Source organism: Streptomyces sp. NPDC051315 (assembly GCF_044455165.1).
GTDB lineage: Bacteria > Actinomycetota > Actinomycetes > Streptomycetales > Streptomycetaceae > Streptomyces.
This window is the reverse complement of the sequence record NZ_JBITEN010000007.1, coordinates 1-25,028: the sequence shown is the minus strand read 5'-3', so window position 1 is coordinate 25,028 and position 25,028 is coordinate 1. Positions and strand designations below refer to the sequence as shown.

Here is a 25,028-nt window from a genome sequence, read left to right as displayed (position 1 = left end):
CGAACCTGGTTGAATCCTGGGAGGACCGCACCCGAACCGGACGGCCGGCACGGAGGCGGAGTTCGACGAGCTACGGCCCCCCGCCGACGAGCCATGCCGCGACGGGGCCCGAGTGCGGGGAGAGCATGAACGAGGGGAAGCCCACGAAGGGGAAGTGGTGGAGCCGGCCTCGCCCGCAGGGCACCGCCGGGCCGGAGAGCGGGCCGGACACCGGGCGGGAGAGCTCCGAGGGGGACTTCGAGCTGGCGCGGCCCGCAGGGGCGGCGGCGGAGGAGCACACCGGGCGACCGGCCGGCACACCCGACGACGGCCGCGACGACGGTGACTACGCACTGAGCCGACCGGTGAGCGCGACTGTCGCTCCGGCGACGGCCGGGGCCGCCGGGACGGCCGGGGGTGCTCCGGCGACGGCCGGGGCCGCCGCCGAGGAGTCCGTGGAGCAGCGGCCGGCTGCGGTGGCCGGGCCGGTGTCCGTGCCGGGGTCGCAGGCGGGGTCGGTCGAGGCGGTGTCTGCGGGGGAGCCGGGGGCGGGCTTGGTCGAGCCGGTGTCCGCGGGGGAGCCGCAGGTGGAGGCGCTTCAGCCGGTATCGGAGCAGGGACCGTACGTCGAGTCGGCCCAGCCGGCACGGGCGCAGGAGCCGTACGGCGAGCCGGTCCAGCCCGCACCGGCGCAGGAGTCGCAGGCCGAGTCGCCCCAGCCGGCACCCGCGCGGGACCCGCACGCCGAGTCGCCCCAGCCCGTTCCTTCGGACGGTGCGGCCGGCCCCGCTGCTTCCGCTGCCCCCGTCTCCCCGTCCTCGGCCACAGGTGACCGGCCCAGGCCCCTGCACGACCCCGACCCCTACAGCACCCCGCCGTACGGCGAGCCGGGCCCCTGGGCGCCCGCACCGCCCGTACAGCACCCGGCGGTCAGGCCCGCCCGGAACACGGCGCCGGGCACCCCCGCGCCCGGCATGGCCGACCCCGTGCCCGCCTTGCAGGCGCCCGCGCCCGGCATGCCCGACGCCGTGCCCGCCATATCCACCCCAGCGCCCACCATGGCGGCGCCCGCCCCCGTCACGCACGCGTCCACCACGTCCGCGCCCGCCCCCGACTCGCCACTTCCTCCGTCACCTTCTGTCGGCGCCGGGGAAGTCCCGGCGGCGGCCGCACCCCCGGTGCTTCCGGCCTCCCCCGCCGCCCCCTGGCACCGTTACGACCCCTGGTCCGCCGCCCCCCTCCAGCAGACCGGCGCCGCCGTCCCCACGGAGCGGCAGCGGCGCAGGCGGGTGCGGGCGACGCTGGTCGCAGGCGCCCTGACCCTCGCTCTCGTGTCCGGGGCGCTCGGCGGGGCCGTGGGCGTCTACCTGGAGCGCAACGGCGGGTTCGACGGCGTGGAGCTGCCGCAGGCGTCCGCGGAGCCCACCGGGCGTGCGGCGGACAGCGTGTCCGGGATCGCCGCGCGTGCCCTGCCCAGCGTCGTCACGCTGCACGTCAGCGGCAGCGAGGAGTCCGGCACCGGTACCGGCTTCGTGCTCGATGCGCGTGGCCACATCCTCACCAACAACCACGTCGTCGAGCCCGCCGGTTCCGACGGTGAGATAACGGTCGTGTTCAACGGCGGTCAGACCGCCGAGGCGGAGATCGTCGGCGGAGACAGCGGTTACGACCTCGCCGTCGTGAAGGTGACCGGGGTGAAGGGCCTGAAGCCCCTGAACCTCGGCAACTCGGACAACGTCCAGGTCGGCGACCCGGTCGTCGCCATCGGCGCCCCCTTCGACCTGGAGGGCACGGTCACCTCCGGCATCATCAGCGCCAAGGAGCGGCCCATCACGGCCGGCGGCGAGAGCGGCGACGGCAGCGACGTGTCGTACGTCGACGCCCTGCAGACCGACGCGCCCATCAACCCCGGCAACTCCGGAGGCCCCCTCCTCGACGCGCGGGGCCGTGTCATCGGCGTCAACTCCGCCATCCGCTCCGCCGCCGACGCCGCCGACTCCGAGGGCGGGCAGGCCGGGTCGATCGGCCTGGGCTTCGCCATCCCGATCAACCAGGGCAAGCGCGTCGCCGAGGAGCTCATCAACACCGGTAGGGCGACCCATCCGGTCATCGGCGTCACCCTCGACATGGACTACGCGGGGGACGGCGCCCGGGTCGGCACCCAGAGCGGTGACGGTGGCTCCCCGGTCACCCCGGGCGGCCCCGGCGACCGGGCCGGCATCCGGGCGGGAGACGTCATCACCGAGGTCGACGGCCGGCGCGTCCACTCCGGCGAGGAGCTGATCGTGAAGACCCGCGCCCACCGGCCCGGCGACCGCCTGGAGCTGACGATCGAACGCGACGGAGAGGAACTCTCCCTCTCCCTGGTGCTCGGGTCCTCCGATTGACAGAAACTTCACAGATCGGGCCCCGAAACACGGCCCGACTAGGCAAACAACGGGGAAAACAGGTCACCCGCACCCACTCGGACACCTCCGGAAGGTACCGGTCGGACAGGTGCGACAGGTACCGTGGACCCGGCCCGGACCACGGAAGACCGGAACTGACCACCGAGGGCCGAGGACCGCGGACATCGCAAGGAGCTTCAGGTGTTCAATGACATAGGACCGCTCGAGCTGGTGACGATCATCGTCCTGGCCGTGCTCGTCTTCGGTCCGGACAAGCTCCCGAAGGTCATTCAGGACGTGATGCGCACCGTCCGGAAGATCCGTGAGTTCTCGGAGAGCGCCAAGCAGGACATCCGGCAGGAACTGGGCCCGGAGTTCAAGGACTTCGAGTTCGAGGACCTCAACCCCAAGACGTTCATCCGCAAGCAGTTGGACAGCGACGAACTGGGGCTGAAGGAGATCCGCAACGGCTTCGACCTGAAGAAGGAGATGGCCGAGGTCACGGACGCGGTCCACGCCCACGAGCCGGATTCGTCCTCCTCTTCCTCGTCGTCCACGTCCGGTGGCCGCGTCGACATGTCGAAGAAGCCCGAGGAACCGGCCAAGGACACCCGCCCGGTCTTCGACGCGGACGCCACCTGAGCCACACGCGCCCCCCGGTGTGAGGGGGCGCACGCCCTACGCGCCGGGCGGCTTCCCCCCTACCAGGAGCGGGATGGCTATGCTGCCTGGTTGTTGTGCGGACCGGACGAGTACGCCCGAAGGGGGGCGGGCCGCGACGGTCCGGCGAGAGCGAGGAGGCGTCCGGGCACATGGAGACGACGAGTCGGGCAGTCGCACAGACGCCGGCCGCGGAGGGTGGACAACAGGTCCCCTCCGCCCGGCGTACGGTCGACGGCTTCCTGGAGGCGCCGTTCCCGTGGTACGGCCTCGACGAGGCCTTCACGGGACCGCGCTGGCTGATGCAGGTCGGCACGGCGGCCGACGGTGCCGTCGAGCACGGTTCGATCGGGCACGGTGACGAGCCCTCCGTACGGCACGAGACGGCGGGCGAGGACCGCGGCAAGTTCGCGGTCGTCGTGACGGTGGCCGCGAACCCCTCCCGCAGGAGCGCCGACGGCACGGGGCTGCTGGAGGCCACGTCGGTCTCCTCGGCGGCGTGGCTCGCCGGGGTGGGGCTGCTGTCCTTCACCTGGCCCGGCCAGATGGACCACAGCCTGCGCGACGACTGGCTGGAGCAGCAGACCGAGACGGCGTGGGTGCTGGCCGACGACCTCGTCGGCCCGGACTGGTCCACGCTCTCCCTTCCGGTCGACGGCGTGCCCACCCCCTTCCACTACCGCGAGTCCGAGTTCGGCTGGGTCCTGGCCGGCTCGACGAAGGAAGGGGTGCACGTGGGGGCGTACGGGAGAGGGATGAGCGCGTACGGGCTCGGCTTCGCCATGATCAAGGACATCGCCGCCTACGCATGACACAGGGGCGCCGCGGCTCGCGGCGCCCCTTCGCTGTCGTGCTTCGCGCGCGGGCGACTGCGGAACGGGGTCGCCCGCGCCCGCGCGGCCAAGGCGCGGAGGGCTGCGGCCCCGCGCCCCAGGTGTGTCCGCGCCCCCGGGTGTCTCTAGAACTTGTTCTTCGGGGTGATCCCCAGGGACAGTCCCGACAGGCCCCGCTGCCGGCCCCCCAGCTTCCCCGCGATCGCGCGCAGGGCGGAGCCCGCCGGGGACTGCGGGTCGGTCAGGACGACCGGCTTGCCCTCGTCGCCGCCCTCGCGGAGGCGGACGTCGATGGGGATGTTGCCGAGGACCGGGACGGACGTACCCGTCGTACGCGTCAGGCCGTCGGCGACCAGCTGGCCGCCACCCGTGCCGAACACGTCGACCATCTCGCCGCAGTGCGGGCACGGGAGGCCGGACATGTTCTCGACGACGCCGACGATCTTCTGGTGGGTCTGTACGGCGATGGAGCCGGCCCGCTCGGCCACCTCGGCGGCGGCCTGCTGAGGCGTCGTCACGACCAGGATCTCGGCGTTCGGGACCAGCTGGGCCACCGAGATGGCGATGTCGCCGGTGCCCGGCGGCAGGTCCAGGAGCAGGACGTCCAGGTCGCCCCAGTACACGTCCGCCAGGAACTGCTGGAGCGCCCGGTGGAGCATCGGGCCCCGCCAGACGACCGGGGCGTTGCCCGGGGTGAACATGCCGATCGAGATGACCTTCACGCCGTTCGCGGACGGCGGCATGATCATGTTCTCGACCTGGGTGGGACGGCCGTCGGCGCCCAGCATGCGCGGCACGCTGTGGCCGTAGATGTCGGCGTCGACGACACCGACCTTCAGACCGTCGGCCGCCATCGCCGCCGCCAGGTTCACCGTCACCGAGGACTTGCCGACGCCGCCCTTGCCGGAGGCGACCGCGTACACCCGGGTCAGGGAGCCGGGCTTGGCGAAGGGGACCTCGCGCTCGGTCTGGCCGCCGCGCAGGGCGGTGGCCAGCTCCTTGCGCTGCTCGTCGCTCATCACGTCGAGCGTGACGTCGACGCGGGTGACGCCCTCGACCCGGGAGACCGCCTCGGTGACGCGCTGCGTGATCGTGTCGCGCATCGGGCAGCCGGAGACCGTCAGGTACACGGTGACCGCGACCGCTCCGTCCGCACCGATCTCCACCGACTTGACCATCCCGAGTTCGGTGATGGGGCGGTTGATCTCGGGGTCGTTCACCGTCGACAGTGCTTCGCGCACCGCGTCTTCCGTAGCCATAAGGACGATGGTACGGCGCCCCGCGGGCGCCCCGGGATGCCCGTCAGCGGTCGTCTACGTCACGTCCGTGCGACCGTTCTGCCGTGACTGTCGGGAATACGCCGTGCCCGTTGTGCCGCCCGTCCAGCTCCTTGACCATGTCCTGGAGCTCCGAGCGGATCCAGTCCCGGGTGGCGACCTCGCCGAGCCCGATGCGCAGGGCGGCGATCTCACGGGTGAGGTACTCGGTGTCCGCCATGGACCGCTCGTTCTGCTTGCGGTCCTGCTCCAGGTTGACCCGGTCGCGGTCGTCCTGCCGGTTCTGAGCGAGCAGGATCAGCGGGGCCGCGTAGGAGGCCTGGAGGGACAGCATCAGCGTCAGGAAGATGAACGGGTACTCGTCGAACCGCAGGTCGCGCGGCGCGGACACGTTCCACACCACCCACAGGATGATGACGATCGTCATCCAGACGATGAACCGCCCGGTGCCCAGGAAGCGCGCGATGCGTTCCGAGAGACGCCCGAAGGCCTCCGGGTCCCACTCGGGCACGATCCGGCGCCGGGGCGGGCGCGGCTGGTCCAGGCGGACGCGGGGACGGCCCGTGGCGGTGGCGCCGGCCGGGGTGCGCTCGGCGCGGCCGCTCTCACGCTCAGGCGCCATCGGACACCTCTTCCTCGACCAGGTGGAACTCGGTCTCCCGCCAGTCCTCCGGCAGCATGTGGTCCAGCACGTCATCCACGGTCACCGCGCCCAGCAGCGACCCGGCCTCGTCGACGACGGGCGCCGCGACCATGTCGTACGTCGCGAAGAACCCGGCGACGAGCGGCAGCGTGGCATCCGGGGCGAGGGCCTGCAGGTCGTCGTCGAGCACCGCGCTGACCAGCGTGTACGGCGGTTCGCGCAGCAGCCGCTGGAAGTGGACGGTGCCGAGGTACTTGCCGGTGGGGGTCTCGTCGGGCGGGCGGCAGACGTAGACCTGGGCGGCGAGGGCGGGGGAGAGGTCGCGGTTGCGGACGCGGGCGAGGGCGTCGGCGACGGTGGCGTCGGGGCGCAGCACGATCGGCTCGGTCGTCATCAGACCGCCCGCCGTGTGCTCCTCGTACGACATCAGGCGCCGCATGTCGGCCGCGTCGTCGGGCTGCATCAGGCTCAGCAGCCGCTCCTTGTCCGCCTCGGGGAGCTCGGCGAGCAGGTCGGCCGCGTCGTCGGGGTCCATGGCCTCCAGCACGTCCGCCGCGCGCTCCTCCTTCAGCTTGCCGAGGATCTCGATCTGGTCGTCCTCCGGCAGCTCCTCCAGGACGTCGGCGAGGCGGTCGTCGTCGAGGGCGGCGGCGACCTCCGCGCGGCGCTTGGGGGAGAGGTGGTGCAGGACGTTGGCGAGGTCGGCCGGGCGCAGCTGCTCGAAGGTGGCGAGCAGGCTTTCGGCGCCCTGCCCGTGCTCCTCCAGGGAGAAGCCGGTGACGGCCGACCATTCCACGGTCAGCTGCTCGCCCCTGCCGCGCCGGAAGGCGCCCGTCTTCTTCCCCTTGCGGACGAAGACGCGGTCGATCTCCCAGTCCCGGCGGGCCGGCAACTGCTGCACGGACACGTCGAGGACGGTCACCTCCTCGCCGGTCTCGACGAGCGTCACGCGCCGGTCGAGCAGTTCTCCGAAGACCAGGCGCTCGGTGGGCCGCTGCTCGAAGCGGCGGACGTTGAGCACACCGGTGGAGATGACCTGGCCGGACTCGATGCTGGTCACCCGGGTCATGGGCAGGAAGATGCGGCGGCGGGTGGGCAGTTCGACGACCAGTCCGAGCAGCCTCGGCGGACGCCGGCGGACGCGCAGCATCACGACCAGGTCGCGCACGCGTCCCACCTGGTCGCCGTTGGGGTCGAAGACGGCGACACCGGCGAGGTGCGAGACGAAGATCCGGGGGACGCCCGCGGCCATGGCCGCACCTCCTTTTCGTGAGCGCTCGTACGAGACGTTCGCTGCCCGTTGTACCGGGGTGTCTGTCCGGGCCCTCGCCCGGGGGTCTCCCGGGCTGTCTGCCGGGTCGTTTCCTGTGGGGCTCTTTTCCCAATTGCCCGCTGCTGCGGGCTTCAGGCTAGCCCGTCCCGATCGGGTACGCCCTGGTGAGGGGTCCGGACGGACTGGCTCCGCTCCCGGTCCACGACCCCGGTACGCTGCGGTACGCCGCTCAGGACTCCCCCGCAGAAAGGCAGCCTCCTCTGTGACTGCGATTCCCCAGGGCCGTACCCACCGTCGGGCCGCGCTGGTGAGCGCGACGTGCGCACTGGTCGTGACGGGCCTGGGCGTGACGGGGTGCAGCGAGGATCCGGACGCGGGCACGAACGGGGTCGGCAAACTGTCGGCCGACCGGATCCAGGCGAAGACGAAGGCGGCCGCGGGCGCGGTCGACGCGGTGCGGCTGTCCGGGACGGTGGTCGCCGGCGGGAAGTCGTACAAGCTCGACATGCGCCTGAAGGCGGACGGCGGCACCGGGTCGGTCACCGCCGAGGGGGTGGCCTTCCACCTGCTGCGGGTCGGTGAGCAGCTGTACCTGAAGGCGGACGCGGCGTTCTGGAAGAACGAGGACGGCGAGGCGGGCACCAGCGACTCGGACACGGCGGCCGCCGACAAGCTCGACGACAAGTACGTGAAGGTGCCGACCGGCGACCCCTCGTACAAGAAGTTCAGCGGCTTCACGGACAAGGACCTCCTTCTCGGCGATCTGCTGACGTTGCACGGTTCACTGGGCAAGGACGGGCACCACGAGCAGGCGGGCGTGCGCACCATCCGCATCACCGGCGACGGCGGCTCCGGTGGCACGCTGGACGTCTCCCTGGAGGGCAAGCCGTACCCGCTGCGCCTGGTGCGCGCGGGTGGCGCGGGCACGCTGAGCTTCTCGGCCTGGGGCCAGGACTTCGCCCTGGAGGAGCCGGCGAAGGACGAGACGGTGGACTACGGCAAGGAGCTGCCGACCTCGTGAGCGGCCCCCTCCGCGGCTTGCGGTAACCGCCGGCCGGGCCGCCGCCGGGCGACGACGCCGGCGGCCCGCTACTTTCTCCTCCGCCTCTTCAGCAGCAGCCGCGGCAGGCCGGCGGGAATCTCCCGACGGGTCGTGGCCGGTGAGGGCCGCGGCGCCTCGGCCAGGGTGCCCTCGGGCAACGGCACCGTGGCCCCGGTCGGTTCCAGGCGGAGCACGCGGCACTCCCGCGCCCAGCGCTCGGTCATCGCCTCGCCGTCGGGTGCGTTCAGGCGCTTGCCCTTGAGCTCGGCGACGGAGGCGTCCCACGCCTCGGTGCCGGGCGGGAGCTGGACGACCCGCGCGGTCCAGGAGACCAGCCGGCCTCCCTTGTCCTTGCTGCGGACCGTCACCTCTGCCGACGAACCGTCGGTCAGCCCCGGCAGTGGCTGCTCGCCGGGCCCGTCGCCGACCAGGCAGGCCGCGCCCTCGTGCCACACGTGCCACAGCGCCCGGGCGGCCGGTTCCCCGGATCCCCTGACCCAGATGAGGCCGGACTTCTTGGTGGCCTCCTCGATGAGGGCCCGGTCGAGCAGCTCGCGTGTCATGACCTCACCCTATCCAGGCGTGCTCACAGCCAGCCGTTGCGCTTCAGCGTGCGGTGGATGCCCAGACAGAGCATCACCGTGACGCCCATGATCACCGGGTAGCCGTACCGCCAGTGCAGCTCCGGCATGTGGTCGAAATTCATGCCGTACACACCGCAGACCATGGTCGGTACGGCGATGATGGCCGCCCAGGACGTGATCTTGCGCATGTCCTCGTTCTGGGCGACGGACGCCTGCGCGAGGTTGGCCTGGAGGATCGAGTTGAGCAGCTCGTCGAAGCCGACGACCTGTTCCTGGACGCGGGCGAGGTGGTCGGCGACGTCCCGGAAGTACTTCTGGATGTCGGGGTCGATCAGCCGCATGGGCCGCTCGCTCAGCAGCTGCATCGGGCGCAGCAGCGGCGAGACCGCTCGCTTGAACTCCAGCACCTCGCGCTTGAGTTGGTAGATCCGGCCGGCGTCCGTGCCGCGCGGGGCACCCTTGCGGCCCGGCGAGAAGACCTCGGTCTCGACCTCGTCGATGTCGTCCTGCACGGCGTCCGCGACCGCGATGTAGCCGTCGACGACGTGGTCGGCGATGGCGTGCAGCACGGCCGAGGGGCCCTTGGCGAGCAGCTCGGGGTCGTCCTGGAGGCGGTGGCGCAGCCCGCGCAGCGAGCCCTGGCCGCCGTGCCGGACGGTGATGAAGAAGTCCTTGCCGGTGAAGCACATGACCTCGCCGGTCTCGACGACCTCGCTGTTGGCGTCGAGCTGCTCGTGTTCGACGTAGTGGATGGTCTTGAAGACGGTGAACAGGGAGTCGTCGTAGCGCTCGAGCTTGGGGCGCTGGTGGGCCTGGACGGCGTCCTCCACGGCCAGCGGGTGCAGCCCGAACTCACCGGCGATGCCGGCGAATTCGGCCTCGGTCGGCTCGTGCAGCCCGATCCACACGAAGCCGCCGTCGCGCCGCACGTGCCGCATCGCCTCGTGCGGGGTGAGCGGCGTGGCGCTCGGGACGCGGGCGCCGTCGCGGTAGACGGCGCAGTCGACGACGGCCGAGGGCGTGGCCGGGTCGCGGGTGGTGTCGTACGCGCCGCCGTCCTTGCGCAGGGAGGGGCGGGACGGGCGGACGGCGGCACGCAGGTCGCGGATCATCGACATGGCAGGCTCCTTCGCGACGGGCAACGAAAGGCGCCGACGACGGGTGGAACTACCCGGAATGGGGACGTCCTGACTGCGGATGTTTGGCACGTCCACAAAGCGGGGAGCACCGCACCGTCGCGGTGGCGGGTTTCGCTACTGATTCAGCTACTGCTCAGATCAGACAGATCGGATGGATCAGATGGATCGGACAGATCCGGAAGATCCGGGAGATCCGGTAAAACGAAACGAAATGCTCTTCCGTGTGAAGACGCGAGCGCGAGAGGCGGCGGTCGGCCGGAGCCAGCTACATCAGCGGCGGGAAGAGCGAGTGGTACTGCACGGTCGACTTCGATCCATGACAGCCCCACCTCCTCCAGCCGGTCCCCCGTAGGGGAATCTCTTCGGCGTCGGGGCTTGATCGCGACGCTTCTGCGTGCTGCCCCGAACCACCGGGCAAGAGTATCAGCCGGCCGAAGTGTCAAGGCGCTGCTTTGCCCGGTACTGACGAGTTCTATTCTCGCGACATGACTGATGTTCTCCCTTTGGTCGAGGCCCGGTTGCTCACCGCGCTCGGCGAGCCGGACGCCCGCGCCGCGGTCACCTTCCTCGGTACGGACCGCATCGAGGTGCTGCGCTTCCATGAGGGCGACGTCGTCCGCTACGCCACGCTCGGCATGTCCGCGCAGCCGATGGGCGATCCCACGGCGATGATCGCCGATCCGGTCAGGGGCCCGCGCGCCGAGCTGCTGCTGTCCGTGCGCGGCGGTCTCGCCGACACCGACAAGGTGCTCCGCCCGCTCGCCGTGCTCGCCGCGTCCCCGCAGGTCGAGGGAGTGATCGTGGCTCCCGGCGCCTCCCTCGACGTCGGTGAGCCGCTGTGGCCCGGCGCGCCGTTCACCTCGGTGCTGGTCGCCGAGCCGGGCGGTCTGGTCGAGGACCTGGAGCTCGACGAGCCCCTCGACCCGGTCCGCTTCCTGCCGCTGCTGCCGATGACCGCGAACGAGGCCGCCTGGAAGCGCGTCCACGGCGCCCAGGCCCTCCAGGAGCGCTGGCTGACGAACGGAACGGACCTGCGGGATGCGTCCCGCAGATCCGTCCCGCTGGACTGACGTCACGTGAGGAAGGTCACCAACCGGTCGTGTCAACAGGTCAGTTGACCCGGTGTCTGTTCAGCCGGCGAAGACGGTGACCCCGTCCTCCGCCGCGTGCCGCGGCTCCAGCTCCTCGGCCTCGCGGGTGAGCGCCCCGCGCCGTACGACGACCACGAGCGCGCCCGCGACCGCGGTGACCGCCGCCACCACGAACGGGATGTGGACGTCGGTCCACTCCTCGATCTTCGGCGCGAAGTAGGGCGCGGCGGCCGCCGCGAACCACCGCACGAAGTTGTAGCCCGCGCTCGCCACCGGGCGCGGGGCGTCCGAGACGCCCAGGGCGAGTTCCGTGTACACGGTGTTGTTGACGCCGATGAAGGCGCCGGACAGAACGGTGCAGACGACGGCCGCGGTGTGGCCGCCGTAGCCGAGGACCAGCACGTCCGCGGCGAGCAGTACCAGCGAACCGCCGAGCACCTTCAGCGAGCCGAACCGCTTCTGCAGACGTGGCGCCACGACGACGGAGAACACGGCGAGCAGCACGCCCCAGGCGAAGAAGACCGCGCCCGACCGGTAGGGCGTCATGTTCAGCACGAACGGCGTGAAGGCCAGCACGGTGAAGAACGTGTAGTTGTAGAAGAACGCCGAGACCGCCGCCGAGGCGAGACCGCCGTGGCCCAGCGCCCGGATCGGGTCGAGCAGGGAGGTCTTGCGGGCCGGCCTCGGCTGCTCCTTCAGGAACGCCGTGATGCAGAGGAAGCCGACCGCCATCAGGAACGCGGTGCCGAAGAAGGGGTAGCGCCAGCTCGCGTCGCCGAGCAGCGCGCCCAGCAGGGGCCCGCAGGCCATCCCGAGGCCCAGGGCGGACTCGTACAGCAGGATCGCGGCGGCGCTCCCTCCGGCCGCGGCCCCGACGATCACCGCGAGGGCCGTGGAGACGAAGAGGGCGTTGCCCAGGCCCCAGCCGGCGCGGTAGCCGACGAGCTGGCCGACCGTGTCGGAGGTGCCGGCCAGGCCCGCGAAGACCACGACGAGGGCGAGACCGAGCAGCAGGGTCTTGCGTCCGCCGACGCGGCTGGAGACGAAGCCGGTGACCAGCATCGCCAGGGCGGTGATCAGGAAGTAGGAGGTGAAGAGGAGGGAGACCTGGCCGGCGGAGGCGTCCAGGCCCCGGGCGATGGACGGCAGGATCGGGTCGACGAGCCCGATGCCCATGAAGGCGACGACGGACGCGCCGGCGGTCGCCCAGACCGCCTTGGGCTGCCGCAGGATGCCCCCGGCACCCGCGTCGAAGGGGTCCATGACTGCTCCCATCCGCACGTAGACAGTTGGTATATGCACATAGTAAGTTAGTCATGCTAAATAATGCAAACTACATCTACATCCTGGCGACGGGCCGACTTCCGCCCGGACGGGTGATCGTCCTTGACGTGGCGCGGAAGGGGTAGGACCGTGGGGCCCTATGAGGGGCGAACCCAGTTGCCCGAAGTGTGGTGGCCGGGTCAGGGCTCCCGGACTCTTCGCCGATTCCTGGCAGTGCGATGTGCACGGGACGGTGCATCCGCTGCAGCCCGTGATCCCGCCCAGCGTCGAGGCCCTCAGTGTCGTCGTGCACCGCACGCAGGTGCCGGTGTGGATGCCGTGGCCGCTGCCGGTCGGCTGGCTGTTCACGGGTGTGGCGTACGCCGGTGACGACCGCAGCGGTGGCCGCGCGTCCGCCGTCGCCTGCTCCGGTCCCGGTCCGCTCGGCGGTGTGGGCGAGCTGATCCTCATCGCCGAGGAGCTCGGCGTCGGACTCGGTGCCCGGTACGCCGGGATCGACGGCCCGGACCCCGGCCCGTACCTGAACGTCGAGAAGCCGCCCCAGGCCAAGGTCCTGGCCGCCGGCCGCCCGACGCCGCTGTGGCACGTCTCGGGCGCCCCCGACGACCGCGCGGTCTTCGCGGGCGAGGCGCGGGGTCTGTGGCTCTGGGCGGTGGTCTGGCCCGAGCAGTCCGGGCTGCTGATGTACGACGAGCTGGTGCTGACCGACCTGCGGGACGCGGGCGCCGAGGTCGAGCTGGTGCCGTGCGGGGCGCTGTCGCCGCGCCTGCTCAAGCCGTAGCGGCAAAGGGGCGCGTCCGGTCGCGGGGCGGCTGTGGGTCGAGGTGGCTCGGGCGAAGCGGGTCGGGTCGAGTGGCCGGGGCGAGGCCCGGTCAGGCCGAGGCGGGCTGGTCGAAGGGGGGGCGGGTCGCGTGGTTCGTCGCGCCCGTGAGGGGGTGCTCGCGCGGTAGGTGTAGGGGGTGCTCACCCTGTGTGGGTGTGACGGGGGCGTTCGATTTCCCGTTATGCTGGAGCGTCCCGTTCCGCCCCGTCACCGCCTGGAGCCCGCGTCGTGCGCATCGATCTGCACTGCCACTCCACGGCCTCCGACGGCACGGACACCCCGGCCGAGCTGGTGCGCAACGCGGCCGCGGCCGGTCTGGACGTCGTCGCGCTGACCGACCACGACACCACGCGCGGGTACGCCGAGGCGATCGCGGCGCTGCCCCCGGGGCTCACCCTCGTCACCGGCGCCGAACTGTCCTGCCGTATAGACGGCATCAGCATGCACATGCTGGCCTACCTCTTCGATCCCGAGGAGCCCGCGCTGCTCGCCGAGCGGGAGCTGGTGCGCGACGACCGGATGCCGCGGGCCCAGGGCATGATCGCCAAGCTCCAGGCGCTGGGCGTGCCCGTCACCTGGGAGCAGGTCGCACGGATCGCGGGCGAGGGGTCCGTCGGGCGGCCGCACGTCGCGACCGCGCTGGTGGAGCTGGGTGTCGTCCCGACCGTGAGTGACGCCTTCACCCAGGACTGGCTGGCCGACGGCGGCCGGGCCTACGTCGAGAAGCACGAGACCGACCCCTTCGAGGCGATCCGGCTGGTCAAGGCCGCGGGCGGGGTCACCGTCTTCGCCCACCCGGCCGCGCGCAAGCGGGGCCGTACGGTCCCGGAGTCAGCGATCGCCGAGCTGGCCGCCGCCGGCCTCGACGGCATCGAGGTCGACCACATGGACCACGACCCCGACACGCGCGCGCGGCTGCGCGGGCTCGCCGGGGAGCTGGGGCTGCTGGTGACCGGGTCCAGCGACTACCACGGCAGTCGGAAGACCTGCGTGCTCGGCGAGTACACGACCGACCCCGAGGTGTACGGGGAGATCACGCGGCGGGCGACCGGGGCGTTCCCCGTCCCCGGGACCGGCGGGGCCTGAGGATCACCCCCGCTCGTCCACGTTCCGCTCACTCTCTCGCAAGGCCCCTGTACTGATGTTCGACGTCGCCGTCTTCGGCTCCCTGTTCCTCACCCTTTTTGTCATCATGGATCCCCCTGGGATCACCCCGATCTTCCTCGCGCTGACCGCCGGGCGCCCCGGCAAGGTGCAGAAGCGCATGGCGTTCCAGGCCGTCTGCGTGGCCGGCGGTGTGATCACCGTCTTCGGACTCCTCGGGCACCAGATCCTGAACTATCTGCACGTCTCCGTGCCCGCGCTGATGATCGCGGGCGGCCTGCTGCTCCTGCTGATCGCCCTGGACCTGCTCACCGGCAAGACCGACGAGCCGAAGCAGACCAAGGACGTCAATGTCGCGCTCGTCCCGCTGGGGATGCCGCTGCTGGCCGGCCCCGGCGCGATCGTGTCGGTCATCCTGGCCGTGCAGAAGGCCGACAGCGCCGCCACACAGGTGTCGGTGTGGACGGCGATCCTCGCCATCCACGTCGTGCTCTGGCTGGTGATGCGCCACTCGCTGCTGATCATCCGGGTCATCAAGGACGGCGGTGTGGTCCTGGTGACGCGCCTCGCGGGCATGATGCTCTCCGCCATCGCCGTGCAGCAGATCATCAACGGGGTCACCCAGGTGATCCAGGGAAGCTGAGCCCTGCCGGGCGCCTGGCGCGTACCCCTGCGGGGCGCCCCCGACGTACACATACGCGGAGCCCCGTACGCCATTCGAGTGATGACGTACGGGGCTCCGAAGTGTGTGTAAGGGACCCGTGGGGTTACGAGGCCGAGGTGTCGGCCGGACGGATCCACAACCGCTGCCCGATGGCGGCGGCCTGCTGAACGATCCGGTTGACGGAGGCGGCGTCCACGACGGTGCTGTCCACGGGCGTGCCGTCGACGTCGTCGAGTCGCATGATTTCGAAGCGCATGGCTTCTCCCTTCGTCTGGTCATCCTCCTGAGGAGAACTACTGATGTGTGGCCCACGGGACGACGGTGCCCCCTGTTCCGTTCGTATTCAACGCGGTGCTTGTTACAAACATTCCCTACGCTAAAGAAATTTTTCGAACGACTAATTACTAGCGAGTAAGAGACTTCGGTGGACCGAACGGGACCGGTTGTGTTCGCAGCGTGACCGCCAGGACAATGGATGTGATGAACGACGACCTCGCGGCCCTCGCCGCCCGCATCGACCGCACGAACGAGCTGCTCACCCGCATGCTCGCCGAGGTGGCGAAGACACCCTCGACCCATGCGATCTTCGTCGACGCGGGATACCTGTACGCGGCCGCGGGCCGGCTGGTCGCCGGGACCGAGGACCGCCGGGCCTTCGAGGTGGACGCCGAGGGCCTGATCGAGGCGCTCATCGACCGGGCCCGCAGCATCTTCGCGGACAGCCGGCTGCTGCGGGTCTACTGGTACGACGGCGCCCGGCGCCGCATCCACACCGCCGAGCAGCAGTCCATCGCCGAACTCCCGGACGTCAAGGTCCGGCTGGGCAATCTGAACGCCAACAACCAGCAGAAGGGCGTCGATTCACTGATCAGGTCGGACCTGGAGTCCCTGGCCAGGCACCGGGCGATCAGCGACGCGGCGTTGCTGGGCGGCGACGAGGACCTGGTGTCGGCGGTCGAGGCGGCCCAGGGCTACGGCGCCCGCGTCCACCTGTGGGGCATCGAGGCCCCGGAGGGCCGCAACCAGGCGGAGCCCCTCCTCTGGGAGGTCGACAGCCAGCGCACCCTCGACCTCGACTTCTTCAAGCCGTACGTCTCACGGCGCACCGCCCCCGCCTACGAGGCCGTCGGCGCGGCCAGGCCCACCCGCGAGGACGTCCGCTTCGTCGGCGCCCAGATCGCCGCGAAGTGGCTGGCGGCGCGGGGCAGGGAGGCCCTCGTGGAACTGCTGCCCGGCCACCCCTACCTGCCCGGCTCCGTCGACCAGGATCTCCTGGTCGACGCGGAGGGCGTCCTGCAGTACTCGCTGCGCGGCCAGGCGGATCTCAGACGGGCCCTGCGCGACGGGTTCTGGGAGCACTTGCAGGCGCAGTACTGAGGCTGGTGGCGGCGCTCCGGCCCGTGCTTCCGGCGGAGGGCTGAGAGGTCGTCCGTCCATGGCGGACGTCAAGGGGCGCGGGCGCGGGGGCGGGCGCTGGTGGGAGGCGCAGGGGGTCCGCAGGGCGCGAAGGCGGCCGTGAGCAGGCCGGGCGGAGGCGTAGAAGAGTCCCCACTCCTTGCCACTGTCAACCTATAGCGCACCGGGGGGCTTGCGGCAAGGCCCCCGTCGTACCGCAGAATCGCTCGCCAAGGCCAGGAACCTGCAGAAACGGGAGATTCACTAAGTGCGCTTGCCTATGTCGGTATACGGGTTGTGCGGCGACGTCGAGCCGGTGGGGGAACCCGCGCCGCGGCTACGGGCGTTCGACGCCGAGCCGAGGATCGGTGTCCCGCCGGGACTCACGGGAACGATCCCGGACGGGAGCCGATGACATGAACTCTCTGACCGACAGCGCGTTCGACCTTCCCGACCACCTCGCCCCCAAGGCCGACCCGGCACTGATCACCGGCGACGAGCGACACTTCGCGGCCATCGCGGAGAGCCTCGAGCAGACGATCGCCGAACTGTCCGACCGTCTCGACGCCGAACGCAGGGCGCCCGGTGGCATCGGCCGGGAGGCGATGGAGAGGGACCTGGAGATCCACCGGCTGACCGGCCGTCTGCGCACCCTGCGCCGCTTCGGTCTGGACCTGTGCCTCGGCCACATCGTCAGCGCGGACGACCCCGAGCCCCTGTACATCGGACGACTCGGCCTCACCGACAGCGCGGGTCGTCGGCTCCTGGTCGACTGGCGTTCCCCGGCGGCCGAGCCGTTCTTCGCGGCGACCCACGCCAACCCGATGGGTCTGGCGAGCCGCCGCAGGTACCGCTGGACCCGTGGCCGGATCAGCGACTACTGGGACGAGGTGTTCACCGCCGACGGACTCGAAGGACACGCCGCGCTCGACGACCAGTCCGCCTTCATCGCCAGCCTGGGCGGCAACCGGTCGGCCCGGATGCGGGACGTGCTCGCCACCATCCAGGCCGACCAGGACGCCATCATTCGAGCCGGATCCCGCGGCGCGCTCGTCGTCGACGGCGGTCCGGGCACCGGCAAGACCGTCGTCGCCCTGCACCGCTCCGCCCACCTCCTCTACTCCGACCCCCGCCTGGGCCACCGTCGGGGCGGCGTACTGTTCGTCGGCCCGCACCAGCCCTACCTGGCCTACGTCTCCGACGTCCTCCCCAGCCTCGGAGAGGAGGGCGTGCAGACCTGCACCCTGCGGGACCTCGTGGCCGAGGGAGCCGGTGCGGCGGCCGAGACCGACCCGGACGTGGCCCGCCTGAAGTCGTCCGCGGACATGGTGAAGGCGATCGAGACGGCCGTCAGGTTCTACGAGGAGCCGCCCACCGAGGGGATGACGGTCACGACCCCCTGGTCCGAGGTCCGCCTGAGCGCCGACGACTGGGCCGAGGCGTTCGCGGCGCCCGCACCAGGAACCCCGCACAACGAGGCACGCGACCAGATCTGGGAGGAACTGCTCCAGATCCTGATCGACAAGCACGACGGCGAAATCCCGCACGACCAGTTCCGCAGGGCGCTGCTGCACGACAAGGAACTGGTCGGGACCCTCAACCGCGCGTGGCCGCTGCTCGAGGCGACCGACCTGGTCGCAGACCTGTGGTCGGTACCCGCCTATCTGCGGATGTGCGCCCCCTGGCTCGGTCCCGACGACGTCCGCAAGCTGCGGCGCGCGGACGCCGAGCCCTGGACGGTCTCCGACCTGCCGCTCCTGGACGCGGCACGGCAACGGCTCGGCGACCCGAAGGCGTCACTGCGCCGCCGTCGGCACGAGGCCTCCGTAGCCGCCGAACGCGAGCGCATGGCCCGCGTCATCGACAACGTGATCGCGGCCGACCACGACGGTGAGGGCGCGGTGACGATGCTGCGCGGCCGGGACCTGCAGGACAGCCTGATCGACGAGACCGGGCTGCCCGGCGCCGACCGGGACCCGCTGGCCGGCCCGTTCGCGCACATCGTCGTCGACGAGGCACAGGAACTGACCGACGCGGAGTGGCAGATGCTGCTGCTCCGCTGCCCGTCCCGCAGTTTCACCATCGTCGGGGACCGCGCCCAGGCCAGGCACAGCTTCACGGAGTCCTGGCGGGAACGGCTCGAACGGATCGGGTTCGACCGGATCGACGTGGCCACCCTGAGCGTCAACTACCGGACGCCGGAAGAGGTGATGGCGGAAGCCGAGCCGGTCATCCGGGCCGTGCTCCCGGACGCCAACGTGCCGACCTCCATCCGCAGCAGCGGCGTCCCCGTCGTCCACGGGTCCGTCGCGGAACGGGACTCGATCCTCGACACCTGGCTCGCCGCCCATGCCGAGGGGATCGCCTGCGTCATCGGCGATCCCACGTTCCGGGCCACGCCCCGCGTCCGGTCGCTGACCCCGGAGCTGTCGAAGGGGCTCGAGTTCGACCTGGTCGTGCTCGTCGACCCGGAGGAGTTCGGCCAGGGGGCCGGGGGAGCGGTCGACCGCTATGTCGCGATGACGCGAGCCACCCGACAACTCGTCGTCCTCACGAGCTCCTGAGGCCGGCCGAGGCGGCGCGAGCGCCGTCGGCCGGTCACGAGGACCACGCCGACGGCCCCCTCCGGGCGGGATTCAGCGATCCTGAGGGTGCTTGTCCCAGAAGTCGGCGAGGGCGTGGGCGGTCGGCAGCGGCTGGTCCATGTTGGGGGAGTGCTCGGCTCCCGGGACGACCGTCCGGTGCGCGTTCAGGCGTACGGCCATGTCGTCCAGGAGGGTCACCGGCCAGGTGTCGTCACGCGCGCCCGACAGGACGTGGAACGGCAGCGGCACGGCGGCGAGTTCGGCGACCCGGTCCGGCTCGACCGTCAACTGACGTCCGGTCGCCAGGAGTTGGGCGGGCTTGTGGTTGAGCCAGCGTCGGCGCAGCAGGGCGAGCTCCCCGAAGCCGCGGGCGGGTCCGCCGACCTCCTCCGGCGGGCCCATCGCGAGGATGGCCTGCCACACCTCGGGCATCGTCATCACCGTGAGTGCTTCGTGCAGCAGCTTCACGCGCTGCTGCTGGGACGGGGAGATCTGCGCCGGGCCCGACGCGACCAGGGTGAACGACACGAAGGGGGAGTGGTCGAGGAGGACGGCGGCCCGGGCGATCTGGCCGCCCAGGGAGTGCCCGACGAGGTGCAGAGGAGTGTCGAGGGCGGCCGCCTGCGCGAGCACGTCCCGCGCCAACTCCTCCTGCGCGTACGGCGCTTCGTCGTCCGCCGGCCCGTCCGACTCGTTCTGCCCGCGCCCGTCCACGGCGATGGTCCGGTACCCACGGGCCGCGAGGGGCTCGTGCAGGAAGTGGAAGTCCTCCTTGCTGCCGGTGAAGCCCGGCAGCATCAGCGCGACGCCCCGCGGCTCGACCCCGGTCGCCACGGGCGCGTCGACGACGGCGAACTCACCGCGCTCGGTCCGCAGCTGGTAGGCGCGGGCGCCCGCGGGCGGGGTGAAGCTGATCGGCGTGGTCACGGGGTGAGGCTACCGGCAGGTGGCCGTGGGATGGAGGGAGGCCGTGGGGTCGAGGGCGGCCGTGGGGCGGAGGGAGGCCCTGCGGCGAGGCGGAGTCCCGGGCGCAACGCCGACGGCCCGGCTCCTCCGTGAGGGAGGGGCCGGGCCGTCCTGCCGGGTGTTCGCCGGGCAATCAGCTGTCCGCGGGCTCCGCGGCGGCCGTCGCCTTTCGCGTACGCCGTACCTTCGGCTTCGCCTCGGCCGCGTCGGCCGGCGCTTCCACCGTGGCCGCGGTCTTGCGGGTGCGGCGGGGCTTGGGCTCCGGTTCCGCGGTGGCCTGGGCCGGGATGTCGGCGGTGGTGACCGCCTCCGGCTGGGTGGCCTTGCGGGTGGTGCGGCGGCGGGGCTTGGCCTCGGTCGCCTCGGCGGTGTCGACGGCGGGGGCGGTGGCCGCGGTCTTGCGGGTGCGGCGCGGCTTGGCCTCCGCGGCCTCGGCGGTGTCGACCGCGGCCTCGGCCGGGGCCGTCGCCTTGCGCGTACGCCGCGCCTTGGGCTTGGCCTCGGTCGCCTCGGTCGCCTCGGCCGGCGCTTCCGCCGTGGCCGCGGTCTTGCGGGTGCGGCGCGGCTTGGCCTCGACCGCCTCCGCCGTGTCGACCGCGGCTTCCGCCGTGGCCGCGGTCTTGCGGGTGCGGCGCGGCTTGGCCTCGGTGGCCTCCGCCGTGTCGACGGCGGCTTCGGCCGCGGTGGCCGTGGCCTTGCGGGTGCGGCGGGGCTTGGGCTCCGGTTCCGCGGTGGCCTGGGCCGGGATGTCGGCGGTGGTGACCGCCTCCGGCTGGGTGGCCTTGCGGGTGGTGCGGCGGCGGGGCTTGGCCTCGGTGCCTTCGGCGGTGTCGACGGCTGCCTCGGCCGGGGCGGCTTCGACGGCTGCCTCGGCGGGGGCGGTGGCCGCGGTCTTGCGGGTGCGGCGCGGCTTGGCCTCGGTCGCCTCGGCGGTGTCGACGGCGGCTTCGGCCGCGGTGGCCGTCGCCTTGCGGGTGCGGCGCGGCTTGGCCTCCGTCGCGTCCGCCGGTGCCGCCTCCGTGGCCTCGCCGGTGTCGACGGCTGCCTCGGTGGGGGCGGTGGCCGCGGTCTTGCGGGTGCGGCGCGGCTTGGCCTCGGTCGCCTCCGCCGTGTCGAGCGCGGCCTCGGCGGCCGGGGCCGTCGCCTTGCGCGTACGGCGGCGCGGCGTGGCCTCCACGGTCTCCGCCGTGTCGACGGCGACCTCGGCGGCCGGGGTCTCCGTCACCGTCTCGCCGGTCCGGACCGTCTCCACCGTGCTGTCCGCGCCACGACGGGTGCGGCGGCGACGCGGCTTCGCCGGGGTGTCGGCGGTGTCGAGGGCCGGGCCCTCCGCCGTCGTCACGGCCGCTTCCGCGGCCTCGGGGGCGGGGGACTCGACGGGCGTCGCGGGCGCGGCGGCGACAGCCTCCGGCGCGGCCCCGCCTCGGGTACGGCGCCGGCGGCGCGGAGTGCGGGAGGAAGCCGCCTCCTCCGCCACCGGGGTCTGCTCGGCGGCCGGCGTCGCGTCGAGCGCGGACCCGCCCCGCGTACGACGACGGCGGCGCGGCGTACGGCTGGAGCGCTCGTGGTCCTCGGACCGGGACTCCTCCCGGCCGCCACCCCGGCGGTCACCGCGACCGCGGCCGCCACGGCCGCCCGGCTCGCCCAGGTCCTCCAGCTCCTCCGCGTCGAGCCCGGCGCGCGTGCGCTCCGAGCGCGGCAGGACGCCCTTCGTGCCCGCGGGGATGCCGAGCTCCTCGAAGAGGTGCGGGGAGGTGGAGTACGTCTCCGGCGGGTCGCTGAAGCCGAGGTCCAGCGCCTTGTTGATCAGCTGCCAGCGGGGGATGTCGTCCCAGTCGACGAGCGTGATCGCCGTACCCTTCGCGCCCGCGCGGCCGGTCCGGCCGACGCGGTGCAGGTACGTCTTCTCGTCCTCGGGGGACTGGTAGTTGATGACGTGGGTCACGCCCTCGACGTCGATGCCGCGGGCGGCGACGTCGGTGCAGACGAGGACGTCGACCTTGCCGTTGCGGAAGGCGCGCAGCGCCTGCTCGCGGGCGCCCTGGCCGAGGTCGCCGTGGACCGCGCCGGAGGCGAAGCCGCGGCGTTCGAGCTGCTCGGCGATGTCGGCGGCGGTCCGCTTCGTCCGGCAGAAGATCATCGCGAGACCGCGGCCCTCGGCCTGGAGGATGCGGGAGACCATCTCCGGCTTGTCCATGGAGTGGGCGCGGTAGACGTGCTGCTTGATGTTCGCGACCGTCGCGCCCTCGTCGTCCGGCGCGGTGGCGCGGATGTGCGTGGGCTGGGACATGTAGCGGCGCGCGAGACCGATGACCGCGCCCGGCATGGTCGCCGAGAACAGCATGGTCTGCCGCTTCGCCGGCAGCATGTTGATGATCTTCTCGACGTCGGGCAGGAAGCCCAGGTCGAGCATCTCGTCGGCCTCGTCGAGGACGAGGGACTTGATGTGCTTCAGGTTCAGCTTCTTCTGGCCCGCGAGGTCCAGCAGGCGGCCCGGGGTGCCGACGACGACGTCGACGCCCTTCTTCAGGGCCTCGACCTGGGGCTCGTAGGCCCGGCCGCCGTAGATGGCGAGGACGCGCACGTTGCGCACCTTGCCCGCGGTCAGCAGGTCGTTGGTGACCTGGGTGCACAGCTCGCGCGTGGGGACGACGACGAGCGCCTGCGGGGCGTCGGTGAGGTCCTCGGGCTGCGCGCGGCCGGCCTCGACGTCGACGGGGACGGTGACGCGCTCGAGGAGAGGCAGGCCGAAGCCGAGCGTCTTGCCGGTGCCGGTCTTGGCCTGGCCGATGACGTCCGAGCCCGACAGGGCCACGGGCAGCGTCATCTCCTGGATGGGGAAGGGGGTGGTGATGCCGACGGCCTCCAGGGCCTCGGCGGTCTCGGGAAGGATTCCGAGCTCTCGGAACGTCGTAGTCAGGGTGCTGCCTCTTCTGTGTGCGCGGTGCGAGGCGAGCGCGGGGGTCGTGTCGGACCGTGCCGGGGACGTCGGCTGCCTCACGGGCTGGCCGTCAGGACACGGGACCTCTGCCGACGCTCTAGCGCTCGTACCGCTGAGGGGTTCCCTCCGATCGTCGTACGCGTGGTGCCGTACGGTCAGGGAGGGCTGTCGGGTCGGAGCCGATCGGGCCACCGACCGGGCATCCTCATGCGTGCGGCCCGTCGAGATACGTCGAAGTACTCAGCAGGCGCATTACCACCATACCCCGGAATCGCGCACACGCGATGGCCGATTCGGTCACGTTGTGGTTGTCACACCGACGGGTCCGGTCCTTCGGGGTGTCCTGGGCGCACTGACTGAGCAGGGACTTCCGTCATGCGACGGGCGGGCTATTGTGCGCTTCATGACGACCTCTGACAAGCCTGAGAACGCCGCCACCGGTATCGCCGCCCAGGACTGGGCGAACGCCTCCACGGATCCCCAGTACCGGGCCGCGGTCGTGGACCTGCTCGGTGCGCTCGCGTACGGCGAGCTGGCGGCGTTCGAACGGCTCGCTGAGGACGCCAAGCTGGCGCCCTCGCTGGAGGACAAGGCGGAGCTGGCGAAGATGGCGTCGGCCGAGTTCCACCACTTCGAGCGGCTGCGGGACCGGCTCACGGAGATCGGTGAGGAGCCGACGCGCGCGATGGAGCCGTTCGTGGCCGCGCTCGACGGCTTCCACAAGCAGACGGCCCCCTCGGACTGGCTGGAGGGCCTGGTCAAGGCCTATGTCGGCGACTCGATCGCCAGCGACTTCTATCGCGAGGTCGCCGTGCGCCTGGACTCCGACACCCGCGCCCTGGTGCTGGCCGTGCTCGACGACACCGGTCACGCCGGCTTCGCCGTGGACCGGGTGCGCGCGGCGATCGACGCGGACCCGCGCGTGGGTGGACGCCTCGCGCTGTGGGCGCGGCGGCTGATGGGTGAGGCCCTGTCGCAGTCCCAGCGGGTGGTCGCGGACCGCGACGCGTTGTCGACGATGCTCGTGGGCGGTGTCGCGGACGGCTTCGATCTCGCCGAGGTCGGCAGGATGTTCTCCCGGATCACCGAGGCGCACACCAAGCGGATGGCCGCGCTGGGCCTGGCCGCGTAGCGCGCGTCCGGGGATCGGGCAGCGGCTGTCCGGCGGATCGTGCAGAGCCTTGGTAGCGCCTGTCCGGCGGATCGGGTAGCGCCTCTCCGGCGGGTTGGGCGGCGCGTGTCCGGCGGATCGGGCCGCAGGAGACCGGCCGTGAACCGATCGGCGCAGGCACAGGGGAGTGGGGGAAAGGGCTGCGGGCGGAGTGCCGCGCTCCCCTCTCGATGCTGTCGGCCCAGGTGCGTCGTTCGGGGACGGCCTGTCCGGCATGATCCGTCGGACAGCGCACCTAGGCCGTGGCTGATCGTCGGCGCAGTCGGCCCGAGGGGCGCAGCAGCAGGGAGAGCGAGGCGGCGGAGACGACCGCCGCGCCGAGGAGACTCAGCAGCGCGGAGCCGGGGCCCAGCGCGCTGTGGGTGACGAAGTCGCCGAACAGGGCTCCGGCGACGCCCGTCGCCAGCACCAGGGTGGGCCTGGGCAGCCGGTGGGACAGGCGGTGGACCGCCGCCCAGGCGAGCACCAGACCGAGCACAGCGGAGCCGAGCGCTTCCAAGATCATGCGGGTCCCTCCCAGACGGCCGGGCTGTGCATCGAAGTCGTAGCCCGTCATACCCGTGACCTGCGGAATGCAATCCTCCTGTGGGGCCGGGGCGTGCGCCATCCGTGGAGAACATGCGTGAGGGGCCCGGCAGCCGCACGGCTGCCGGGCCCCTCACGCATGTGTCCGCCTACAGAGCGCCGAAGCCCACCTTGCGCGGGGCCGGCTCGCCCAGCTCGACGTAGGCCAGGCGGTCGGCGGGGACCAGGACCTTGCGGCCGTGCTGGTCCACGAGGCTGAGCAGCTGCGACTTCCCGGCCAGTGCCTCGGCCACCACGCGCTCGACCTCCTCGGGGGTCTGACCGCTCTCCAGAACGATCTCGCGGGGCGCGTGCTGCACGCCGATCTTGACCTCCACGGCTATGTCCCTCCGACGGTCAGTGATGCGCGGGCGTCCGCGCCGTACGCTGCACACATTAGCCCGGCGAGGGGACGGACATCGCGCGGCCGTCCACGCCAGGAGCGAACAGCGGACGGGAACAAACGGCCGACGGGCGGGTGCCCGGTGCCGCCGCGGGGGGGGGGGGGGGGGGGGGGCCGCCGGGGGGCGGGGGGGGGGGGGGGGGGGGGGGGGGGGGGGGGGGGGGGGGGGCGCCCCCCGGCGAGGCGGTCAGGCGGGCGTGTACGGCTTCGGGGGTGCTGC

General features: G+C 72.1%; 22 protein-coding genes. 11 read left to right on the top strand and 11 right to left on the bottom strand.

Annotated features, from left to right (window positions below; translation table 11 throughout):
• Nucleotides 1-125 precede the first annotated feature (125 nt).
• From ACIBBD_RS15175 to ACIBBD_RS15165, 3 genes are all read left to right on the top strand, one after another.
• The gene (locus ACIBBD_RS15175; RefSeq protein ID WP_399419842.1) at nt 126-2,366 is read left to right on the top strand and encodes a trypsin-like peptidase domain-containing protein; all 2,241 of its coding nucleotides are present in this window, start codon (nt 126-128) and stop codon (nt 2,364-2,366) included.
• 201 nt (nt 2,367-2,567) lie between these two features.
• Nucleotides 2,568-3,008 carry a sec-independent translocase gene (locus tag ACIBBD_RS15170; RefSeq protein WP_399419841.1) on the top strand — a complete coding sequence of 147 codons (441 nt, stop codon included), beginning with the start codon at nt 2,568-2,570 and terminating at the stop codon, nt 3,006-3,008.
• Between the two features lie 170 nt (nt 3,009-3,178).
• Nucleotides 3,179-3,838: a hypothetical protein gene (locus ACIBBD_RS15165; RefSeq protein WP_399419840.1), complete on the top strand. Its 660-nt coding sequence runs from the start codon at nt 3,179-3,181 to the stop codon at nt 3,836-3,838.
• Between the two features lie 146 nt (nt 3,839-3,984).
• Here ACIBBD_RS15165 and ACIBBD_RS15160 read toward each other — a convergent pair whose 3' ends face one another.
• From ACIBBD_RS15160 to ACIBBD_RS15150, 3 genes are read right to left on the bottom strand one after another with little or no spacing between them, the layout of a single operon-like run.
• A complete protein-coding gene (locus ACIBBD_RS15160; RefSeq protein ID WP_399419839.1) occupies nt 3,985-5,118 on the bottom strand; it encodes an Mrp/NBP35 family ATP-binding protein in 1,134 nt (377 codons plus the stop codon).
• A gap of 43 nt (nt 5,119-5,161) precedes the next feature.
• A complete protein-coding gene (locus ACIBBD_RS15155) occupies nt 5,162-5,758 on the bottom strand; it encodes a DUF1003 domain-containing protein (protein WP_399419838.1) in 597 nt (198 codons plus the stop codon).
• On the bottom strand, nt 5,748-7,031 hold the full coding sequence (locus tag ACIBBD_RS15150) for a magnesium transporter MgtE N-terminal domain-containing protein (protein WP_399419837.1): 1,284 nt from the start codon (nt 7,029-7,031) through the stop codon (nt 5,748-5,750). The genes ACIBBD_RS15155 and ACIBBD_RS15150 overlap by 11 nt, the downstream gene beginning before the upstream one ends.
• 283 nt (nt 7,032-7,314) lie before the next feature.
• Here ACIBBD_RS15150 and ACIBBD_RS15145 point away from each other — a divergent pair, with 283 nt between their 5' ends.
• Entirely contained in the window at nt 7,315-8,073 is a 759-nt protein-coding gene (locus tag ACIBBD_RS15145) for a hypothetical protein (protein WP_399419836.1), read from the top strand.
• Between the two features lie 68 nt (nt 8,074-8,141).
• On the opposite strand, the gene ACIBBD_RS15140 is transcribed toward ACIBBD_RS15145, so the two are convergent.
• Both ACIBBD_RS15140 and ACIBBD_RS15135 read right to left on the bottom strand, forming a co-directional pair.
• On the bottom strand, nt 8,142-8,657 hold the full coding sequence (locus ACIBBD_RS15140) for a hypothetical protein (protein WP_399419835.1): 516 nt from the start codon (nt 8,655-8,657) through the stop codon (nt 8,142-8,144).
• Nucleotides 8,658-8,680: 23 nt separating this feature from the next.
• Nucleotides 8,681-9,796 carry a magnesium and cobalt transport protein CorA gene (locus tag ACIBBD_RS15135; protein WP_399419834.1) on the bottom strand — a complete coding sequence of 372 codons (1,116 nt, stop codon included), beginning with the start codon at nt 9,794-9,796 and terminating at the stop codon, nt 8,681-8,683.
• 506 nt (nt 9,797-10,302) lie between these two features.
• On the opposite strand from ACIBBD_RS15135, the gene ACIBBD_RS15130 reads away from it, so the two are divergent.
• On the top strand, nt 10,303-10,887 hold the full coding sequence (locus ACIBBD_RS15130) for a suppressor of fused domain protein (protein ID WP_399419833.1): 585 nt from the start codon (nt 10,303-10,305) through the stop codon (nt 10,885-10,887).
• A 60-nt stretch (nt 10,888-10,947) separates the two neighbouring features.
• Here ACIBBD_RS15130 and ACIBBD_RS15125 read toward each other — a convergent pair whose 3' ends face one another.
• Nucleotides 10,948-12,171 carry an MFS transporter gene (locus tag ACIBBD_RS15125; RefSeq protein WP_399419832.1) on the bottom strand — a complete coding sequence of 408 codons (1,224 nt, stop codon included), beginning with the start codon at nt 12,169-12,171 and terminating at the stop codon, nt 10,948-10,950.
• 160 nt (nt 12,172-12,331) lie between these two features.
• Here ACIBBD_RS15125 and ACIBBD_RS15120 point away from each other — a divergent pair, with 160 nt between their 5' ends.
• From ACIBBD_RS15120 to ACIBBD_RS15110, 3 genes are all read left to right on the top strand, one after another.
• Complete coding sequence (locus tag ACIBBD_RS15120; RefSeq protein ID WP_399419831.1) at nt 12,332-12,973, top strand: DUF6758 family protein; 642 nt, start codon at nt 12,332-12,334, stop codon at nt 12,971-12,973.
• A gap of 270 nt (nt 12,974-13,243) precedes the next feature.
• Nucleotides 13,244-14,101 carry a PHP domain-containing protein gene (locus ACIBBD_RS15115; protein WP_399419830.1) on the top strand — a complete coding sequence of 286 codons (858 nt, stop codon included), beginning with the start codon at nt 13,244-13,246 and terminating at the stop codon, nt 14,099-14,101.
• Nucleotides 14,102-14,156: 55 nt separating this feature from the next.
• Nucleotides 14,157-14,762 carry a MarC family protein gene (locus tag ACIBBD_RS15110; RefSeq protein ID WP_399419829.1) on the top strand — a complete coding sequence of 202 codons (606 nt, stop codon included), beginning with the start codon at nt 14,157-14,159 and terminating at the stop codon, nt 14,760-14,762.
• Between the two features lie 124 nt (nt 14,763-14,886).
• Here the strand turns inward: ACIBBD_RS15110 and ACIBBD_RS15105 are convergent, their stop codons facing one another.
• Nucleotides 14,887-15,039, bottom strand: a complete 153-nt coding sequence (locus tag ACIBBD_RS15105; RefSeq protein ID WP_007384531.1) for a hypothetical protein — start codon at nt 15,037-15,039, stop codon at nt 14,887-14,889.
• Nucleotides 15,040-15,263: 224 nt separating this feature from the next.
• On the opposite strand from ACIBBD_RS15105, the gene ACIBBD_RS15100 reads away from it, so the two are divergent.
• Together ACIBBD_RS15100 and helR are read left to right on the top strand one after the other, a co-directional pair.
• On the top strand, nt 15,264-16,160 hold the full coding sequence (locus ACIBBD_RS15100; protein WP_399419828.1) for an NYN domain-containing protein: 897 nt from the start codon (nt 15,264-15,266) through the stop codon (nt 16,158-16,160).
• 434 nt (nt 16,161-16,594) lie between these two features.
• The gene (helR, locus tag ACIBBD_RS15095) at nt 16,595-18,742 is read left to right on the top strand and encodes an RNA polymerase recycling motor ATPase HelR (RefSeq protein ID WP_399419827.1); all 2,148 of its coding nucleotides are present in this window, start codon (nt 16,595-16,597) and stop codon (nt 18,740-18,742) included.
• Between the two features lie 72 nt (nt 18,743-18,814).
• Here helR and ACIBBD_RS15090 read toward each other — a convergent pair whose 3' ends face one another.
• Both ACIBBD_RS15090 and ACIBBD_RS15085 read right to left on the bottom strand, forming a co-directional pair.
• Nucleotides 18,815-19,690 (bottom strand): alpha/beta fold hydrolase, encoded by an 876-nt coding sequence (locus tag ACIBBD_RS15090; RefSeq protein WP_399419826.1) that lies wholly within the window; start codon nt 19,688-19,690, stop codon nt 18,815-18,817.
• Nucleotides 19,691-19,862: 172 nt separating this feature from the next.
• The gene (locus tag ACIBBD_RS15085; RefSeq protein WP_399420117.1) at nt 19,863-22,556 is read right to left on the bottom strand and encodes a DEAD/DEAH box helicase; all 2,694 of its coding nucleotides are present in this window, start codon (nt 22,554-22,556) and stop codon (nt 19,863-19,865) included.
• A 508-nt stretch (nt 22,557-23,064) separates the two neighbouring features.
• On the opposite strand from ACIBBD_RS15085, the gene ACIBBD_RS15080 reads away from it, so the two are divergent.
• Entirely contained in the window at nt 23,065-23,802 is a 738-nt protein-coding gene (locus ACIBBD_RS15080; protein WP_399419825.1) for a ferritin-like fold-containing protein, read from the top strand.
• 274 nt (nt 23,803-24,076) lie between these two features.
• On the opposite strand, the gene ACIBBD_RS15075 is transcribed toward ACIBBD_RS15080, so the two are convergent.
• Nucleotides 24,077-24,346, bottom strand: coding sequence for a hypothetical protein (locus ACIBBD_RS15075; RefSeq protein ID WP_399419824.1), 270 nt, complete (start codon nt 24,344-24,346; stop codon nt 24,077-24,079).
• A gap of 169 nt (nt 24,347-24,515) precedes the next feature.
• Entirely contained in the window at nt 24,516-24,743 is a 228-nt protein-coding gene (locus tag ACIBBD_RS15070; protein ID WP_030784015.1) for a DUF3107 domain-containing protein, read from the bottom strand.
• Nucleotides 24,744-25,028: the final 285 nt, after the last annotated feature.

Bases quoted from the DNA above. Each gene is read 5' to 3' on its own strand.
- ACIBBD_RS15175 (WP_399419842.1), top strand. From the start codon at position 126: ATGAACGAGGGGAAGCCCACGAAGGGGAAGTGGTGGAGCCGGCCTCGC.
- ACIBBD_RS15165 (WP_399419840.1), top strand. From the start codon at position 3,179: ATGGAGACGACGAGTCGGGCAGTCGCACAGACGCCGGCCGCGGAGGGT.
- ACIBBD_RS15160 (WP_399419839.1), bottom strand. From the start codon at position 5,118: ATGGCTACGGAAGACGCGGTGCGCGAAGCACTGTCGACGGTGAACGAC.
- ACIBBD_RS15155 (WP_399419838.1), bottom strand. From the start codon at position 5,758: ATGGCGCCTGAGCGTGAGAGCGGCCGCGCCGAGCGCACCCCGGCCGGC.
- ACIBBD_RS15150 (WP_399419837.1), bottom strand. From the start codon at position 7,031: ATGGCCGCGGGCGTCCCCCGGATCTTCGTCTCGCACCTCGCCGGTGTC.
- ACIBBD_RS15140 (WP_399419835.1), bottom strand. From the start codon at position 8,657: ATGACACGCGAGCTGCTCGACCGGGCCCTCATCGAGGAGGCCACCAAG.
- ACIBBD_RS15135 (WP_399419834.1), bottom strand. From the start codon at position 9,796: ATGTCGATGATCCGCGACCTGCGTGCCGCCGTCCGCCCGTCCCGCCCC.
- ACIBBD_RS15130 (WP_399419833.1), top strand. From the start codon at position 10,303: ATGACTGATGTTCTCCCTTTGGTCGAGGCCCGGTTGCTCACCGCGCTC.
- ACIBBD_RS15125 (WP_399419832.1), bottom strand. From the start codon at position 12,171: ATGGACCCCTTCGACGCGGGTGCCGGGGGCATCCTGCGGCAGCCCAAG.
- ACIBBD_RS15120 (WP_399419831.1), top strand. From the start codon at position 12,332: ATGAGGGGCGAACCCAGTTGCCCGAAGTGTGGTGGCCGGGTCAGGGCT.
- ACIBBD_RS15110 (WP_399419829.1), top strand. From the start codon at position 14,157: ATGTTCGACGTCGCCGTCTTCGGCTCCCTGTTCCTCACCCTTTTTGTC.
- ACIBBD_RS15105 (WP_007384531.1), bottom strand. From the start codon at position 15,039: ATGCGCTTCGAAATCATGCGACTCGACGACGTCGACGGCACGCCCGTG.
- ACIBBD_RS15100 (WP_399419828.1), top strand. From the start codon at position 15,264: ATGAACGACGACCTCGCGGCCCTCGCCGCCCGCATCGACCGCACGAAC.
- helR (WP_399419827.1), top strand. From the start codon at position 16,595: ATGAACTCTCTGACCGACAGCGCGTTCGACCTTCCCGACCACCTCGCC.
- ACIBBD_RS15085 (WP_399420117.1), bottom strand. From the start codon at position 22,556: ATGACGCTGCCCGTGGCCCTGTCGGGCTCGGACGTCATCGGCCAGGCC.
- ACIBBD_RS15075 (WP_399419824.1), bottom strand. From the start codon at position 24,346: ATGATCTTGGAAGCGCTCGGCTCCGCTGTGCTCGGTCTGGTGCTCGCC.